This window comes from Bradyrhizobium sp. McL0615, assembly GCF_049993905.1.
Taxonomy (GTDB): Bacteria; Pseudomonadota; Alphaproteobacteria; order Rhizobiales; family Xanthobacteraceae; genus Bradyrhizobium.
In genome coordinates, this window is sequence record NZ_CP188254.1 from 1184010 (window position 1) to 1200537 (window position 16528).

The 16528-nt window shown below is 63.7% G+C and carries 15 protein-coding genes; 4 read left to right on the forward strand and 11 right to left on the reverse strand.

Annotated features, from left to right (window positions below):
* Genes ACPPVP_RS05515 through ACPPVP_RS05525 form a run of 3 tightly spaced genes read left to right on the forward strand, consistent with a single transcriptional unit; the run spans position 1 to position 3908 of the window.
* Positions 1-1107 (forward strand): microcin C ABC transporter permease YejB, encoded by a 1107-nt coding sequence (locus ACPPVP_RS05515; RefSeq protein ID WP_426532044.1) that lies wholly within the window; start codon positions 1-3, stop codon positions 1105-1107.
* Positions 1107-2285 (forward strand): ABC transporter permease, encoded by a 1179-nt coding sequence (locus ACPPVP_RS05520; protein ID WP_426532046.1) that lies wholly within the window; start codon positions 1107-1109, stop codon positions 2283-2285. The genes ACPPVP_RS05515 and ACPPVP_RS05520 overlap by 1 nt, the downstream gene beginning before the upstream one ends.
* 9 nt (positions 2286-2294) lie before the next feature.
* Positions 2295-3908, forward strand: coding sequence for an ABC transporter ATP-binding protein (locus ACPPVP_RS05525; protein WP_426532048.1), 1614 nt, complete (start codon positions 2295-2297; stop codon positions 3906-3908).
* A 134-nt stretch (positions 3909-4042) separates the two neighbouring features.
* On the opposite strand, the gene ACPPVP_RS05530 is transcribed toward ACPPVP_RS05525, so the two are convergent.
* Positions 4043-4885, reverse strand: a complete 843-nt coding sequence (locus ACPPVP_RS05530) for an NlpC/P60 family protein (RefSeq protein WP_426532050.1) — start codon at positions 4883-4885, stop codon at positions 4043-4045.
* Positions 4878-6260, reverse strand: coding sequence for a leucyl aminopeptidase family protein (locus ACPPVP_RS05535; RefSeq protein ID WP_426532052.1), 1383 nt, complete (start codon positions 6258-6260; stop codon positions 4878-4880). Before ACPPVP_RS05535 ends, ACPPVP_RS05530 begins: the two co-directional genes overlap by 8 nt.
* A gap of 138 nt (positions 6261-6398) precedes the next feature.
* Between ACPPVP_RS05535 and ACPPVP_RS05540 the strand changes: the two genes are divergently transcribed.
* Complete coding sequence (locus ACPPVP_RS05540; RefSeq protein WP_426532054.1) at positions 6399-7247, forward strand: tetratricopeptide repeat protein; 849 nt, start codon at positions 6399-6401, stop codon at positions 7245-7247.
* A gap of 488 nt (positions 7248-7735) precedes the next feature.
* On the opposite strand, the gene ACPPVP_RS05545 is transcribed toward ACPPVP_RS05540, so the two are convergent.
* The 9 genes from ACPPVP_RS05545 to ACPPVP_RS05585 all read right to left on the reverse strand — a co-directional run bounded on the left by ACPPVP_RS05545 (position 7736) and on the right by ACPPVP_RS05585 (position 16507).
* Positions 7736-8710 (reverse strand): type II secretion system F family protein, encoded by a 975-nt coding sequence (locus ACPPVP_RS05545; RefSeq protein WP_426532056.1) that lies wholly within the window; start codon positions 8708-8710, stop codon positions 7736-7738.
* A 10-nt stretch (positions 8711-8720) separates the two neighbouring features.
* Positions 8721-9698, reverse strand: coding sequence for a type II secretion system F family protein (locus tag ACPPVP_RS05550; protein WP_426532058.1), 978 nt, complete (start codon positions 9696-9698; stop codon positions 8721-8723).
* Between the two features lie 7 nt (positions 9699-9705).
* Positions 9706-11163 (reverse strand): CpaF family protein, encoded by a 1458-nt coding sequence (locus ACPPVP_RS05555; protein ID WP_426532060.1) that lies wholly within the window; start codon positions 11161-11163, stop codon positions 9706-9708.
* A gap of 22 nt (positions 11164-11185) precedes the next feature.
* The gene (locus ACPPVP_RS05560; protein WP_426532062.1) at positions 11186-12457 is read right to left on the reverse strand and encodes an AAA family ATPase; all 1272 of its coding nucleotides are present in this window, start codon (positions 12455-12457) and stop codon (positions 11186-11188) included.
* Positions 12454-13197 (reverse strand): CpaD family pilus assembly protein, encoded by a 744-nt coding sequence (locus tag ACPPVP_RS05565; RefSeq protein ID WP_426532064.1) that lies wholly within the window; start codon positions 13195-13197, stop codon positions 12454-12456. Before ACPPVP_RS05565 ends, ACPPVP_RS05560 begins: the two co-directional genes overlap by 4 nt.
* A gap of 18 nt (positions 13198-13215) precedes the next feature.
* Positions 13216-14682 (reverse strand): type II and III secretion system protein family protein, encoded by a 1467-nt coding sequence (locus ACPPVP_RS05570; protein WP_426532066.1) that lies wholly within the window; start codon positions 14680-14682, stop codon positions 13216-13218.
* Positions 14683-14699: 17 nt separating this feature from the next.
* Positions 14700-15491, reverse strand: a complete 792-nt coding sequence (cpaB, locus tag ACPPVP_RS05575; RefSeq protein ID WP_426532068.1) for a Flp pilus assembly protein CpaB — start codon at positions 15489-15491, stop codon at positions 14700-14702.
* A gap of 127 nt (positions 15492-15618) precedes the next feature.
* The gene (locus ACPPVP_RS05580; RefSeq protein WP_426532070.1) at positions 15619-16143 is read right to left on the reverse strand and encodes an A24 family peptidase; all 525 of its coding nucleotides are present in this window, start codon (positions 16141-16143) and stop codon (positions 15619-15621) included.
* A gap of 199 nt (positions 16144-16342) precedes the next feature.
* Complete coding sequence (locus ACPPVP_RS05585; RefSeq protein WP_334390913.1) at positions 16343-16507, reverse strand: Flp family type IVb pilin; 165 nt, start codon at positions 16505-16507, stop codon at positions 16343-16345.
* Positions 16508-16528 lie beyond the last annotated feature (21 nt).

Below are 16528 nucleotides of genomic sequence, written 5' to 3' on the forward strand. Positions count from 1 at the left end.
ATGACCGGCTATATCGCCCGCCGCATCCTGCTGATGTTCCCGACGCTGCTCGGGATCCTGTTCGTGTCCTTTGTGGTCGTCCAGTTCGCGCCGGGCGGACCAGTCGAACGCGTGCTGGCGCAGCTCTCCGGGGCCGACACCGGAGGCACGTCGAGGATATCGGGCGGCGGCGGCGATTTCGGTCCGCGCGGCCAGGTCGGCGCGGCCTCCGATGCCGTCAGTTCGAAATACCGCGGCGCGCAGGGGCTGGATCCCGAATTCATCAAGAAGCTGGAAGTGCAGTTCGGCTTCGACAAGCCGGCGCCGGAGCGCTTCGCGCTGATGGTGTGGAATTTCTCACGCTTCGATTTCGGCAAGAGCTATTTCCGTGACGTCAGCGTCATCCAGCTGATCAAGGAGAAGCTGCCGGTGTCGATGTCGCTCGGCCTTTGGATGATGCTTCTGACCTATTTGATCTCGATCCCGCTCGGCATCCGCAAGGCGGTAAAGGACGGATCGGAGTTCGACACCTGGACGTCGGCAGTGATCATCATAGGCTTTGCGATTCCGGGATTCCTGTTCGCGATCCTGTTGATCATCCTGTTCGCCGGCGGCTCGTTCCTCAACATCTTCCCGCTGCGTGGGTTGACTTCCGACGGCTGGGCGCAGTTCCCCTGGTACTGGAAGATCATCGACTATTTCTGGCACATCACGCTGCCGCTGATCTCGATGGCGCTCGGCGCCTTCGCCACCATGACGCTTCTGACCAAGAACTCGTTCCTCGACGAGATCCGCAAGCAGTATGTGATGACCGCGCGCGCCAAGGGCTGTAGCGAACGCCAGGTGCTGTACAACCACATCTTCCGCAACGCGATGCTGATCGTGATCGCGGGCTTTCCGAGCGCGTTCATTCACGCCTTCTTCTCCGGTTCGCTGCTGATCGAGACCATTTTCTCGCTCGACGGCCTTGGCCTGCTCGGATTCGAGAGCATCCTGAACCGCGATTACCCGGTCGTGTTCGGCACGCTGTTCATCTTTTCGCTGGTCGGTCTCGTGGTCAATTTGATCTCCGATCTCGCTTACATGTGGGTCGATCCGCGGATCGACTTCGAGGCGCGTGAGGTCTGATGACGATCACTGCGCCCCAGCCGGTCGAGACCTCGACGCAATCGCCGCTCGGCGAAGTCGTTCCGGCTACCCGCCATGCCTTTGCGCCGTCGCCGCTCAATCGCCGCCGCTGGCAGAACTTCAAGGCCAACCGCAGGGGCTATTGGTCGTTCTGGATCTTCCTCGTCCTTTTCACGGTCTCGCTGTTTGCCAACTTCATCGCCAACGACAAGCCGCTCCTCGTCAAATATGACGGCCGACTCTATTGGCCGGTTATCTTCAACTATTCCGAGACCACCTTCGGCGGCGATTTCGAAACCACCGCCGACTATCGCGATCCCTATTTGCAGAAGCAGATCGCGGAGAAGGGCGGCACCATGATCTGGCCGCCGATCCGCTATTCCTACGACACCCACAATCTCGACCTGCCGACGCCGGCGCCGTCGAAGCCGACCTGGATGCTGACGGAAGAGCAGTGCAAGGAGGTGGTGCAGAAGAAGGGCCTCAAGGGCTGCCGCGACCTCGAATACAACTGGCTCGGCACCGATGACCAGAGCCGCGACGTGGTCGCGCGCCTGATCTACGGCTTCCGCATTTCCGTGCTGTTCGGGCTGACGCTCACTATCCTCTCTTCGATCATCGGCATCGCCGCCGGCGGCGTGCAGGGCTATTTTGGTGGCTGGATCGATCTCACTTTCCAACGGTTTATCGAAATCTGGACCGCGATCCCCTCGCTTTATCTGCTCCTGATCATATCGGCGGTGCTGCCGCCGGGCTTCTTCATCCTGCTCGGCATTCTCCTGCTGTTCTCATGGGTGTCGCTGGTTGGCCTGGTGCGCGCCGAATTCCTGCGCGGGCGAAATTTTGAATATATCCAGGCGGCGCGGGCGCTCGGCGTTTCAAATCCGGTGATCATGTTCCGTCACCTGCTGCCGAACGCGATGGTGGCGACGATGACATTCTTGCCCTTCATCGTGTCGTCCTCGGTCATGACGCTGACGGCGCTGGACTTCCTCGGCTTCGGCCTGCCGCCCGGCTCGCCGTCGCTCGGCGAATTGCTGTCGCAGGGCAAGGCCAACGTGCAGGCGCCATGGCTCGGCTTCACCGGCTTCTTCTCGGTCGCGATCATGCTGTCGCTGCTGATCTTCATCGGCGAAGCGGCGCGCGACGCCTTTGATCCGCGCAAGACGTTCAGGTAGGGCCAGCGCATGGACGCCATCAATCAGCCCCTGCTCGATGTCCGCGACCTCTCGGTGGCGTTCCGTGACACGCTCGCGGTCGATCACGTCTCGTTTTCCGTCAAGCGCGGCGAATGCGTCGCGCTGGTCGGCGAGTCCGGTTCCGGGAAATCCGTCAGCGCCTTGTCGATCCTGAAGCTGCTGCCGTATCCCAGCGCCTCGCACCCTTCCGGGAGCATCCGCTTCCGGGGCCGCGAGCTGCTGACCGCGGCGGAAGGCGAGATGCGCGAGATCCGCGGCAACGATATCTCGATCATCTTCCAGGAGCCGATGACCTCGCTCAATCCGCTGCACACGATCGAGGCGCAGATCGGCGAGATCCTTTCCCTGCACAGCGGCATCAGCGGGCAGACAGCGCGGGCGCGCACGCTCGAACTGTTGACGCAGGTCGGAATTCCCGATCCCGAAACCCGGCTGAAGAGCTATCCGCATCAATTGTCCGGCGGCCAACGCCAGCGCGTCATGATCGCGATGGCGCTTGCCAACGAGCCGGACTTGCTGATCGCGGACGAGCCGACCACCGCGCTCGACGTCACCGTGCAGGCCCAGATCCTGGCGCTGCTGGCCGAGATCCGGTCGCGGCTCGGCATGAGCATGCTGTTCATCACCCATGACCTCGGTATCGTCCGGCGCATCGCCGACGTCGTCTGCGTGATGAATTCGGGCAAGATCGTCGAGCAGGGGCCGGTCGAGGAAGTCTTCACCGCGCCAAAGCATGCCTATACGCAGGCGCTGCTGGCCGCCGAGCCGAAGCCCGACCCGGCGCCGCCGCGGCCCAACGAGCCGGTGGTGATGTCGGCCGACAATCTCAAGGTCTGGTTTCCGATCAAGCGCGGTCTGTTGCGCTCCACCGTCGGCCATATCAAGGCGGTGGATGGCGTCAGCATCGCGGTCCGCAAGGGCGAGACGCTCGGCGTCGTCGGCGAATCCGGCTCCGGCAAGACCACGCTGGGTCTGGCGCTGCTCCGGTTGATTTCCTCCGAAGGGCCGATCGTGTTCCTCGGCAGCAACATCCAGGGCCTGCGCTTCAAGGACATGCTGCCGTTCCGCCGCGACATGCAGATCGTGTTTCAGGACCCGTTCGGCGCGCTGAGCCCGCGCATGTCGGTCGGCGAAATCGTCGCCGAAGGCCTGAGCGTGCACCAGAAGTCGCTGTCGTACGAAGAGCGCGAGACGCGCGTCGTCAAGGCGCTCCAGGACGTCGGCCTCGATCCGGCGACACGTTTCCGCTATCCGCATGAATTCTCCGGCGGCCAGCGCCAGCGCATTTCAATCGCGCGTGCGGTGGTGCTGGAGCCGAATTTCGTCGTGCTTGACGAACCGACCTCAGCGCTCGACATGCTGTTCCAGGCGCAGATGGTCGAACTGCTGCGCGAACTGCAGCGCAGGCACGACCTGACCTACATGTTCATCTCGCACGATTTGCGCGTGGTGGCCTCACTGGCCAGCCATCTGATCGTGATGCGTCACGGCAAGGTGGTGGAGGAGGGGCCGGCCGCCGAGCTGTTCAAGAATCCGAAGAGCGACTACACCCGCGCCCTGTTCGCCGCCGCGTTCCGGATCGAGGCTGTGGCCGAGCCGTAAGCCGGAGCCACACCAGGAGTCGTCATCCCCGCGAAGGCGGGGATCCAGTACGCCGCGGCCTATCGGTTCTATAACTGACGTCTCTGGAATACTGGGTCACCCGCCTTCGCGGGTGACGACAGTGGAGGGTGTGGCTACAGCCGCTTGATCGCCGTCACTTCGCTTCCCGCCGCCTTGATCCGCGCGATCGCTTCCCTCATGTTCTCCACTACCGTCGCCATATGATGTGCGTTGGCGTGCACGATGGTGTCGGCATCGCGAACGATCGCGACGTGCCCCTTCCAGAAGATCAGGTCGCCGCGCTGCAGTTTCTTCATCTCAGCCGCATTCAGCGCCCGCCCGAGCCCATCCTGCTGCATGTCGCTGTCGCGCGGGCAGCCGATGCCGGCGGCGTTCAGTGAAATCTGCACCAGGCCTGAGCAATCGATACCGAGCGAGCTCTTGCCGCCCCAGAGATAGGGCGTGCCGACGAAGCGTTCGGCGACTGCAACAAAGTCCTTCTCCATCACGTCAAGGTCGGCGAGATGCCGTCGCGGCAGATACCAGCCTTCGCCCGTGACGGCGAACACTCCGTCTTCACGGGCAACCGTGATGCGCGCGCCCATCGGCAGCGTCTCGACCGGCGGCAGCTTGATCGAGGGGCCCGGGAACACGAACGTTCGCAACGCCGTGACCTTATGCGTCGGAGCTGCCGCGGGCTTGGCCAGCGCGGCATCCGGGATCCAGCCGACATAGCCGTCGCCGTTCAATTGGCCCCAGGCAAAGCCTTCACCGTCGCGATCGTAGATCGTGACGCGCTCGCCCTTCAGCGCCTGCGTCGACAGCATGGCATCCGCTGCAGGCCCCTCGCGTAGCGGCGCGATGGCCTCGCGTACGCAAAATTCCTCGCCGTCGACAAAACGCGCGGCTTTCACCTCGCCTTCCAGATATCTGGCGGCGAGGTCGGGCCGTGCCGGCGTCAGACGTGGATCATCCATAGCGTTCGCTCAGCAGCTTGTAGATCGCACGCGCGGCCTGGCATTCGCCGCCTTCGGGGCGTGCCGGTTTTGCCGATGGCGTCCAGCCGTAGATGTCGACATGCAGCCAGCTCTTGGCATCGGTGACGAAGCGCTGCAGGAACAGCGCGCAGGTGATCGAGCCGGCAAAGCCGCCGGACGGCGCATTGTTGATGTCGGCCGTCTTCGAATCCAGCCACGAATCATAGGGCGGCCATAGCGGCATTCGCCACAACGGATCGTTCTCCCCTTTTGCGTTGATGGCAACGGCCTCGGCCAGCGTCTCATCATTCGTGTAAAAGGGCGGTAAATCCGGTCCCAGCGCCACCCGCGCCGCGCCGGTCAGGGTGCCAAGGTCAACCAGCAAGTCCGGCTTCTCTTCGTCCGCCAGCGCCAGTGCATCGGCCAGCACCAGCCGCCCCTCGGCGTCGGTGTTGCCGATCTCGACCGTCGGCCCCTTGCGCGACTTGAAGATGTCGAGCGGGCGGAAGGCGTTGCCGGCCACCGCGTTCTCGACCGCAGGGATCAGCACGCGCAGCCGGACCTTCAGTTTCGCGTCCATCACCATCTGCGCCAGCGCCAGCACGTTGGCGGCGCCGCCCATGTCCTTTTTCATGATCAGCATGCCGCTGGAGGGCTTCAGGTCGAGGCCACCGGTGTCGAAGCAGACGCCCTTGCCGACCAAAGTCACCTTGGGGTTAGCGGGATCGCCCCAGTTCAGGTCGATCAGGCGCGGGGCGCGCGGCGAGGCCATGCCAACGGCTTGGATCAGCGGAAAGTTCTGCTTCACGAGCTCGTCGCCGACGATGCAGTTGAAGGTCGCGCCGAACCGCGTCGCCAACGCTTGGGCTGCCTGCGCCAGTTCTTCCGGGCCCATATCGTTCGACGGCGTGTTGATCAGGTCGCGCGCAAGGGCTGCCGCCTCCGCCATCCGCGCGATATCGACGATGTCGATGCCGTCGGGCGGCACCAGCCGGACGTCGGGCGTTTCGTTCTTGCGGTAGCGTCCGAACCGATAGGTCCCAAGGGCAAAGGCCAGCGTCGCAAGCCGTACATCATGTGGCGCATTGGCGAAGCGATAGACGCCGGGCGGCAGCAGGCCGGGCAGGGCGCCGGGCCGGAACAGGTCGCGGGATTTGCTGCTCTCGTCCTCGAGGCCGAAAACGACCTGCGCGATCTTCCCGTCGGGCGCGGGCAGCGTCAGGCATTTGCCCGGCTTGGCGGTGAAATCGTTGGCCGCCGCAAACTGCCGGGCCTGCTCGGGAAGCTCCCTGGCGATTCCGGCCCATGCCGTCTTGGTGGCGAAAATAATCGGAATGGCAGCGGCGTCGGGCGCGGTCTCGAACGGGGATTGCATGCGGGTCTCGCGGGAAGGGGACGGGCAGGGTGGTGCTCGAAGGACATAGCACGGCCGATTAACCGGCCGTTAGGGTTAACAGTCTATTGCTGGCGCGTTCGGCTCCATTCGTCAGCCTTTTCCGCGAGTTGAAGTGCCATGCGTCGACAGTCCAGCCCTGCAGGATTTCTTGCCGGATCTCTTGCCCGGTTCCTCTCTTCCGCAGCCGTGACGGCGGTTCTCGCCGCCGGTCTTGGCGGCTGTCAGACCATGTCCGACATTACGGGTTCGCTGACCTCGACGTCCCCGAAGGCGCAGGCCGTTCCCGACGATCCGCAGCGCGCGGTCGAGGTCTATGGCGAGCGCTATCGCGCCAGTCCCAAGGATGCTGAGGCGGCATTGGCTTACGGCCAGGCGCTGCGCGCCTCCGGCCAGCGGGCACAGGCCGCCGCCGTGCTCGAACAGGCCACACTCGCCCATGCCGGCAACAAGGCGTTGCTTGCCGCCTACGGCCGCGCGCTCGCCGACAACGGCAATTCGCAGGCCGCCTTCGACGTGCTCGGCCGCGCCCATTCGCCCGCCAATCCCGACTGGCGCATTCTTTCGGTGCAGGGCACCACGCTCGACAAGATGGCCAAGCACGAGGAAGCCCGCCGTTACTATTTGGCTGCGCTGAAAATCGTGCCGGAAGAGCCCTCGGTGCTGTCCAATCTTGGCCTGTCCTACATGCTGACGCGGGAGTTGCCGCAGGCCGAGGAAACGCTGCGGCGGGCCTATTCCAATCCCCGCGCCGACGCGAGGGTGCGGCAGAACCTGGCGCTCGTGGTCGGCCTGCAGGGCCGCTTCGCCGAAGCCGAGACCATCGCCAAGGGCGATCTGCCCGCCGACGAGGCCACCGCCAACGTGACCTATTTGCGGGAAATGCTGAGCCGCAAGGACAAGGACAATTCGCGTCCTCCCGGCAGCAAGGCGACCGTCCCGGTCGCGGCTCTCGACCGGCCCGATTAAGCGGCAAGCTGGTTTCGCTGCCCAAGCCGATTCGCCTCGGCGAAGCGACGACGCGCGCCACGATTTCGGCTCCGGCCTTCGAGAGGAACTTGTCCGTTCTCACGATTTCAAACGTGTTGACGGAGAGTGTGCCGAAATCCGTGTCGCCATGGCGGGCGGTCCCCTTCAGAAATGCCGGCGTAGCCGGATGGACCGGATGAAGACGTTGAAGCTCGGCCATGATCCCGGCCAATCCGCATGTCCGCAACGGCCGGCATGCGTGCGATCAGCGTGAAAGTGCGTTGCGGATCCCATCGGAGGCAGGGCGTGGATTTGCCGGGAAAGCGGCAATGAGGTCATCGCGACCGTCTGGAGAGCCCGGAACCGCAACGCTGCGAGCGATGGAATGTTGGCTCAAGGCGTGCCCCGGACCATAACCAAGTCGGTCATTTTCGGCCTGATTCTTGGGCCTCATGACGCCGGAAAGCCAGCGCCAGGGTCGCGAACGCTTACTGCACCATCTGCAGCTTGATGTAGGTCGGTCCGAGAATGACGATGAACAGGCACGGCAGGAAGAACAGGATCATCGGCACGGTCAGCTTCGGCGGCAGCGCGGCCGCCTTCTTCTCGGCCTCGGTCATCCGCATATCGCGGTTTTCCTGCGCCATCACGCGCAGGCTCTGGCCGAGCGGGGTGCCGTAGCGTTCCGACTGCATCAGCGCCAGGCAGACCGATTTCACGCCCTCCAGGCCGGTGCGCTTGGCCAGGTTCTCGTAGGCCACCTTGCGATCCTGCAGGTAGGACAATTCGGCCGTGGTCAGCGCGAATTCTTCCGACAGCGCCACCGACTGCGACACGATCTCGGTGGAGACCTTGCGGAAGGCGACTTCGACCGACATACCGGACTCGATGCAGATCAACAGCAAGTCGAGCGCGTCGGGAAAGGCGCGCTTGATCTGGAGCTGGCGCTTGCCGATGGCGTTTTTCAGGAACAGCATCGGGGCCTGCAGCCCGAGATAGGCGGCGGCGACGCAAATGCCGAGCTTGATCGTCAAGGATTTGTCCATCTGCGCGATCACGAACACGTAGAGGACCGCCGCGATAAACAGCACGATCGGCGTCACCGCGCGGGCGAACAGGAACGTGACGTAGGGCGCGTGGCCGCGATAGCCGGCCATGATCAGCTTGTCGCGCGCGGCTTCCTGCGCCAGCCATTTGGTCAGGTTGAAATCTTCCACCACCTTGGAAACGAGCTGCTTCGGGCTCTGCCGCAGCGACACCTTTTCCGATTTGACGAGGCGCTCGCGCTCGCGCTGCCGGAGCCGCTCGCGCTCGCTGGCGACCGCCTTCATGCGCTTGGCGAGACCCTCGCCGGCAAACAGCGGCATGATCAGCGTATAGGCGGTCGCGCTCGCCGCGATCGCGGCAAGCAGCATGGTCATGAACCGCGCGTCGTGCATCTTGGCGATCATAAAATCAATCATGGCTGCACCATCAGAAATCGAAGTTGATCATTTTTTTCATCACCATGATGCCGATCGACATCCAGCCGAGGCAGCACACCAGCATGAACTGGCCGATATGGTGGGTCCAAAGCAGCGCGATGTAGTCGGGCGTCGACAGCCAGACCAGCAGCATCACGATCGGCGGCAGCGAGCCGATGATGCCGGCCGAGGCCTTGGCTTCCGTCGACATCGCCTGAATCTTCTCGCCCATCTTTTTGCGGTCACGCAGCACCTTGGAGAGGTTGCCGAGCGCTTCCGACAGATTGCCGCCCGACTTCTGCTGGATCGCGACCACGATGCCGAAGAAGTTGGCCTCGGGCAGCGGCATCCGCTCATAGAGCCGCGCGCAGGCTTCGCCGAGCGGCATGCCGATGGTCTGGGTTTCGATGATGGCGGTGAACTCGCTCTTCAGCGGTTCGGGTGAATCGGCCGCCACGACCTTGATCGATTCGAACAGCGGCAGTCCGGCCTTGATGCCACGCACGATGACGTCGACGGCGTCGGGCAGCGCTTTCAGGAAGGCCTTCTCGCGGCGCTTTTTGAGGAAGTTCAGCGCCCAGCGCGGCAGGCCGAGGCCGGTGCCGAAAGCCATCACGGCGGCGTAGAGCGGGCTGCCGCCGATCAGGAAGGCGAGGACGAACCCGACCGCGCCGGAAATGCCGGACATGATCCAGAATTTCTGCGGCGTCCAGGATCCCAACCCGGCCTGAGCGAGGCGGGTGGTGAGCGGGATGGACTTCTCTTTCTTGCGCCGGGCGTCGAGTTCCTTCAGCGATCCCTCGACCTGCTCGCGGCGCGAGCGCTGGCTTTTCTCGGCCTGGCGCGCCGGAGCGTCGGAACGGGCGATCGAGGCGCGGCGGGATTCGGCCTTCCGCTGGCCCGACAGCGACGGATAGATGAATACCCAGGCCAGGCCGCCGAGGGCGGTGGCGGCGAGAAACGCCAGTGCGAGCGTCTGCATGCTCATCGACTCCTCACGTATTCTCGATGACTTCGGCGGCGTCGAGCGCGGCCGCAAGCCGCTTCTCTTCGCCGTAATATCGCGCCCGTTCCCAGAACCGCGGACGTCCGATCCCGGTCGAGCGGTGCCGCCCGATGATCTTGCCGTTCGCGTCTTCGCCGACCATGTCGTACAGGAACACATCCTGGGTGATGATGGTGTCGCCTTCCATGCCCATCACCTCGGTAATGTGGGTGATGCGGCGCGAGCCATCACGCAGGCGCGCGGCCTGCACGATGACGTCGATCGAGGCGCATATCATCTCGCGGATGGTGCGCGAGGGCAGCGAGAAGCCGCCCATCGTGATCATGGATTCGCAGCGTGACAGGGCTTCGCGCGGATTGTTGGCGTGCAGCGTTCCCATCGAGCCGTCGTGGCCGGTGTTCATGGCCTGCAGCAGGTCGAATGCCTCGGGTCCGCGGACTTCGCCGACGATGATGCGTTCAGGGCGCATACGCAGGCAGTTGCGGACCAGTTCGCGCATCGTGACCTGGCCTTCGCCTTCGATGTTGGGCGGCCGGGTTTCCAGCCGCACCACGTGAGGCTGCTGCAGCTGAAGTTCGGCGGCGTCTTCGCAGGTGATGACGCGCTCATCCTCCTCGATGAACTGGGTCAGGCAGTTCAGCAGCGTAGTCTTGCCGGAGCCGGTACCACCGGAGATCAAGACGTTGCAGCGGACGCGGCCGATGATCTGCAGGATCTGCGCGCCTTCCGGCGAGATTGCGCCGAACTTGACCAGCTGGTCGAGCGTCAGCTTGTCCTTCTTGAACTTTCGAATGGTGAGGCAAGGCCCGTCGATCGCCAGCGGCGGAACGATGGCGTTGACGCGGGAGCCGTCGGCGAGGCGGGCGTCGCAGATTGGCGAGGATTCGTCGACGCGGCGGCCGACCTGGCTAACGATGCGCTGGCAGATGTTGAGCAGCTGCTGGTTGTCGCGGAAGCGGATACCGGTCTTCTGGATCTTGCCCGCGACTTCGATGAACACCGTGCCGGCGCCGTTGACCATGATGTCGGCGATGTCGTCGCGCGACAACAGCGGCTCCAGCGGGCCGTAGCCGAGCACGTCGTTGCAGATGTCGTCGAGCAGCTCTTCCTGCTCGGCAATCGACATCACGATGTTCTTGATCGCGATGATCTCGTTGACGATGTCGCGGATTTCCTCGCGCGCGGACTCGCCGTCGAGCTTGGCGAGCTGGGCAAGGTCGATCGCCTCGATCAGGGCGCCAAAGATGGTCGCCTTGACCTGGTAGTAATTGTCGGATCGCCGCGCCTCCATGGCGGGCGCGGGCGGCGCCTTCGCTGGCGCGATCGGCGGCGAGGCGACGGATGGCGCTGCCGTTTCGCGCGGTGCTGCCGCGGCGCTGGAGGCCGGCTCTGGTGCCTGTATGGCGGGCTTTACCCGCGTATCGCTATCACTACGCTTACCGAACACGATGACACTCCACGCAGGCGACCTACTTCTTGGCCCGCAACTTCTCGATCAAAGGCGACAGCAACGAACTCTTCGGCTTCTTGGTCTCGCCGCGGCCGGTGAGCCGCTGCGCGATCTGCAGGAACATCTCGGTGGTGCGATGCGTGGCGGCGATTTCCGCGATCATCTGGCCGTTGTTGGCGGCCGAACCGAAGATTTGCGGCTCGAACGGTATGGTGGCGATCGGATGGTTTTCGATCGCCTTGGCGAACTCGGCGGCGGGGATCTCCGGACGCTTCGGGATGCCGACCTGGTTGAGGCAATAGAGCGGGGCGCGATCGTTCGGCCGCGAGGACTTCAGCAGGTCGAAGATGTTCTTGGTATTGCGCAGATTGGCGAGATCCGGCGCCGCGACGATCAGGATGTCGTCGGCAGCGATCAGGGCGCGCTTGGTCCATCCCGACCATTGATGGGGGACGTCGAGCACGATGCAGGGCATGGTCGTGCGAAGCGTATCGAAGATCGAATCGAACGCCTCCGCGCCGAAATCATAGACCCGGTCGAGCGTGGCCGGCGCCGCCAGCAGGCTGAGGTGATCGGTGCATTTCGACAGCAGGCGGTCGAGGAACGCAGTGTCAACCCGGTCGGGCGAGAACACCGCATCCGCGATACCCTGCGGCGGGTCCTGGTTGTAGTCGAGACCGGCGGTGCCGAAAGCCAGATCGAGGTCGGCGACCACCGAATCCAGCGACAGGTCGCGCGCGATCGCCCAGGCGACGTTGTGGGCGACGGTGGACGAACCGACGCCGCCCTTGGCGCCGACGATGGCAATGATGCGGCCGACCGCCTTGGCTTCCGGCGACGAGAACAGGTTGCAGATCGAGCGCACGACGTCGATGGCGTTGACCGGAGCGATGACGTAGTCGCTGACGCCGCGGCGCACCAGTTCGCGATAGAGCATGACGTCGTTGATGCGCCCGATCACGATCACGCGTGTTCCGGCGTCGCAGACGGTGGCAAGCTGGTCGAGGCCGAGGAGAATGTCGTTGCGGCCTTCGGTCTCCAGGATGATGACGTTCGGGGTCGGGGCCGAGCGATAGGCCTCGACGGCAGCGGCCATGCCGCCCATCTGGATCTTGAGGTGAGCCTTGCCGAGGCGGCGGTCTTCGCCCGCCGACTGCACAGCGGCCGCGGTTTCCACCGTCTCGCAGAATGCCTGCACCGACACTCGCGGCGCCGGCGCGATGTGGTCCTCGGTGGACGGCGCCGCCATATCCGGCTGCCCTTCTGTATTCTGGCGCGAGTAAGTGATCATTTGCCGGTATCGCTGAGTTTGGCCTTGTCGCTCTCGGGATAGGTCGTCGTCGTGGTGGTGCCCTTGCGATATTTCTCGAAGGCTGTTCCACGGCGCGGCGCGTAGGCTGGGGTTTCGGGGCGCGGCTGCACGAGATCCGACGGGTTGTCGACCATCGCCGCCAGGTTCCGCTGATTGGAGCAGCCGAAATTGTAATAGGACTTGTTGTCGAAATAGTTCTTGTTGTTGATCGACGGTCCGAGATCTTCCGGCCACAGCCCGCAGGGGCCGGCCACCGCCGAAATCTTCGGATAGTTGAGTCGGATCGCAGCCATGTGCCTCGGATCTTCAGGGCGATACTGGCGGACATTGGTTGCGCGCGGCGGCACGCCGGCGGCGGCAAGCGTCGCCTGGATCTCGCGCAGTGAATCTTCGGCCGCCCGCGCGTTCGGCGTGTTGACGGGCACGTCGATGCTGATGACGCCGGTGCCTTCGCGCGTCCAGGTCTGGCCCAGATACATCACGTCGGCGCGCTGCGAGGCGGAAAGGCCGCCGCGTCCCCGGCCGACGAAAACCACGATCGAGCGGTCGTCTTCCTGGACCGCGATCGGATGGCGCAGGCGATAATCGTCGGGCACGGCCGACGTCGTCACCACATCGGTGGTGTGCTTGCAGGCGCCAAGCGCCACGCAGAGACCGATCAGCGCTCCCGCCATGCAGAGGGCGCGCCTGGGATCGGCGGACTTCCTTGATTTTAGCATCGGTGTCATCGTCCCGCCTCAGTCCGTAATAAAGCCGTAGGTGCCGCGATAATTCCGTGCCTTCTCGACGCGGCCCGGAACGCCGTAGATGCGATTGATGCTGCCGAGCAGGTCGGCCTGCGGATCCGACGCACTGGCGAAGCCGTCATCGGGGCGCGACAGGTCCTTCTGCGCCACCGCACGCACAATAAAGGGCGTGACCAGAACCATCAGTTCGGTCTGGTTGTTGATGAAGTCGCGGCTGCGGAACAGCGTGCCGAGAATCGGCAGTTGCGACAAGCCCGGAAAGCCATTGATGGCCTGCTTGGTCTGGTCCTGAATCAGGCCGGCCATGGCCATCGCTCCGCCGGACGGAATTTCCAGCGTCGTCTCAGCGCGGCGGGTCTTGATCGACGGAATAGTTGTTCCACCTTGGCCGCCAGTCAGAGCGTTTTCGGACGAGATTTCCGACACTTCGGTCATCACCCGAAGGCTGATCCGTCCCTCCGTCAGCACGACCGGCGTAAAGTTGAGGGAGATGCCGAATTTCTTGAAGCTGACGGTCTGGACGCATTGTCCGATGCCACCACCTGTTGTTGTTTGGCAGCTCACGCCGGTCGGAATTGGAAATTCGCCGCCGGAGATAAATGTTGCGGACTCGCCGGAAATGGCTGTGAGGTTCGGTTCAGCAAGGGTCCGCACCACGCCTGCGCTTTCCATCGCGCGCAGCAACGCCTGCACGGATGGCGCCGCGCCGAAAGTCCCCTGAAGGCCGTTGTTGGCGACGATCGGCGCGTTGTTTACGGTGAACGGGTTGGTGTTGGAGAACTTAACAACGGATGTGCCGTAGGTCATGCTGGCGCTGAGATCGATGCCCAACTGCTTGATGATCGAGCGCTGGACTTCGGCAACCGTCACCTTCAGCATGACCTGGTCGCGGCCGCGGACGGCGATCGAGTTGACGACCTTGTCCGCGCCGCCCACGAGGCGGGCGGCGATGTCGGCAGCCTGCTGCGCCTCGATCGGGGTCGCGGCGGTGCCGCTCAAGACCACGCCGTCGCCGACCCCTTCGATAAGGATGTCCGAATTCGGCAGCGACTGCTTCAGTGCGGCGCGCACGCCGTTGAGGTCGCGCTTGACCGCGATGTCATAGGCCGCGATCTGCGCGCCCGTGGAATCGAAGAAGACGATGTTGGTCTGGCCGACCGCGGCGCCGATGATATAGGCGCGCTGGGTCGAGCGGACGACGGCGTTGGCGACCTTCGGATCGGCGACCAGGACGTCCTTGATCTCCCGCGGCAGGTCGATCACGAACGATTTGCCGATCCCGAGCGAAACGAACCGCGCGTTCATCTGTCCGTCGGTGGTGACCGGAGCCGCAGTGCGATAGTCGCTCGCGACTACCGGCGTCAGCGCCGGATTGAGCGTGAGCGCTGCCACGGCCGAAAACGACAGGGCGCGGACGATGAACGTGCGCATCATCGGCTGAATTTCCCTGCACTTCATATCGTGCGTCCTTTCGGTCACTTCTGCATCATCTGCTGGCTGGCAACGCCGTAACGAATGACGTTGAGGCTTTCGCCGCGCTTGTTGGTTAGTGCTTCCGGCTTCTCGACCGTCTTGATGTCGGCGATGCTGCGCAGCGCCAACGACAGCGTGCCGCTCTGACGCGCTCGTGCGAGCGTCTCGGTCTGCTCGGGCTTCAGCTCGAGCGTAACCGTCCGGCCGACCAATGCGCTGGTGCCTTCTTTTTCCTTCGGCGCCTGGTCAATCGCGAGAACGCGAATATTGGTGAGGATGATTTCTGAATTGGGGACGTCAGCGCCCTTGCCGTCCGGGTTCTTGTCGCGCTTGGTAAGAAGCACGTCGACGCGGTCGTTCGGCAGGATGAAGCCGCCGGCGCCGGTTTCCGGCGAAATTTCGGTGGAAACGGCCCGAAAACCTGCGGGCAGGATTGCCGCCATGAAGCCGGATCCATCGGCCTTCACCAGCTTCTGCTCGCGAATCGGCTCCCCCGCGATGAAGGGTGAGCGGGCGATGGAGCCCGTGATCTCCTTGACGGCGTCGGCCTTGCTGGCGCGGCTGATGAAATTGCTGCTGGCGGTCGCGGCCGGCCAGGTCTGCCATTGCAGATCATCAGGCTTGACCGACTGGCCAAGGGAGATATCCGATTTGGCGACGAGGATGTCGACGGTCTGCAGCTGCGCGACCGGCTGGGCCGGCGCAGGCGTCTCACTGAAGCCGCTGGCGAGATATGCGGCAATGCCTCCGGCAACGATGGCGATGCCCAGGACTGCAATGCGTGCGGTATTCATTACGCTTCACTTTCCACATTACGCTGCGACGCTTCCGCCGCCGTGATGGGAGTTGACCAGCTATTCGTCAAAGCATGGTTAATGAGGCGTGTGTAAATTGCCTTAACGGAAAGTTAGCGATGCCGGATCAGCGCATCGCGAGGTGAGCGAGGTCGATCGCCTTGATCCATTGGGTTTCCGGATAGACGATCAGCGCGCCGAGGGCGAGCGCGATGCCGTAGGGAATCCCGCTCTGTTTGTCGTGCAGCCGGTTCAGCCAGGCTTGTCCGGCCAGCAGGGAAGGCAGCGGCCATTGCCGGAATTGAATCAGCAGCACCGTCAACGCCCCGCCGAGCAGCGAGGCATAGAGCAGATAATTGAGGAGATGATCGAAACCGAACCAGAGCGCGACGCTGGCCGCGACCTTGGCGTCGCCGCCGCCGACCCATCCCATCGCGAAGCAGGCAAAGGCCACCACCAGAACGGCCGCGCCGGCGCCGAAGTGCAGCAGGATGTCGTGCAGGCCCATGCCGCCCAGTACCGCGAGCACGATAAAGCCGGCGATCAGCGCCAGCGAGACCCGGTTTGAAATCGTCATCGTGAACAGGTCGCTCGCGGCTGCGAACGCCATCAGGGCCGGAAACAGCAGGAGGCGGGCGGTATCGAGGATCATGAGTTCACGCGGGCTGTGGTTGACCCGGGGTCCAGGCCTTGGCCGAGCCTAGCCACGAGAAGTGAACAATCGGAAAATGCCGGAAATCATAACGTTCGAACGGGCATCCGACCGCGGCGTGCTGGTTACGGCACGCCTTGCCGGAAAAGAAAAAGGCCCCGGCAAGCCGGGGCCTTTGACGCTTGCTCGCAAACGTCGCTTACTTGAGCGAGTTGGAGATCGTGTTGAAGTTCGTCGACAGCTTGGTGCCGAGGCCGTTGACGGCGGTGATGATCGCGATCGCGATGCCGGCGGCAATCAGGCCGTATTCGATGGCGGTTGCGCCGGACTCATCCTTCACGAAACGCGAAACGAGATTCTTCATAGATGATAACTCCTGTGTACA

Coding starts and splice junctions, on each gene's coding strand:
- ACPPVP_RS05515 (WP_426532044.1), top strand. CDS start 1: ATGACCGGCTATATCGCCCGCCGCATCCTGCTGATGTTCCCGACGCTG.
- ACPPVP_RS05520 (WP_426532046.1), top strand. CDS start 1,107: ATGACGATCACTGCGCCCCAGCCGGTCGAGACCTCGACGCAATCGCCG.
- ACPPVP_RS05525 (WP_426532048.1), top strand. CDS start 2,295: ATGGACGCCATCAATCAGCCCCTGCTCGATGTCCGCGACCTCTCGGTG.
- ACPPVP_RS05530 (WP_426532050.1), bottom strand. CDS start 4,885: ATGGATGATCCACGTCTGACGCCGGCACGGCCCGACCTCGCCGCCAGA.
- ACPPVP_RS05535 (WP_426532052.1), bottom strand. CDS start 6,260: ATGCAATCCCCGTTCGAGACCGCGCCCGACGCCGCTGCCATTCCGATT.
- ACPPVP_RS05540 (WP_426532054.1), top strand. CDS start 6,399: ATGCGTCGACAGTCCAGCCCTGCAGGATTTCTTGCCGGATCTCTTGCC.
- ACPPVP_RS05545 (WP_426532056.1), bottom strand. CDS start 8,710: ATGATTGATTTTATGATCGCCAAGATGCACGACGCGCGGTTCATGACC.
- ACPPVP_RS05550 (WP_426532058.1), bottom strand. CDS start 9,698: ATGAGCATGCAGACGCTCGCACTGGCGTTTCTCGCCGCCACCGCCCTC.
- ACPPVP_RS05560 (WP_426532062.1), bottom strand. CDS start 12,457: ATGATCACTTACTCGCGCCAGAATACAGAAGGGCAGCCGGATATGGCG.
- ACPPVP_RS05565 (WP_426532064.1), bottom strand. CDS start 13,197: ATGCTAAAATCAAGGAAGTCCGCCGATCCCAGGCGCGCCCTCTGCATG.
- ACPPVP_RS05570 (WP_426532066.1), bottom strand. CDS start 14,682: ATGAAGTGCAGGGAAATTCAGCCGATGATGCGCACGTTCATCGTCCGC.
- cpaB (WP_426532068.1), bottom strand. CDS start 15,491: ATGAATACCGCACGCATTGCAGTCCTGGGCATCGCCATCGTTGCCGGA.
- ACPPVP_RS05580 (WP_426532070.1), bottom strand. CDS start 16,143: ATGATCCTCGATACCGCCCGCCTCCTGCTGTTTCCGGCCCTGATGGCG.
- ACPPVP_RS05585 (WP_334390913.1), bottom strand. CDS start 16,507: ATGAAGAATCTCGTTTCGCGTTTCGTGAAGGATGAGTCCGGCGCAACC.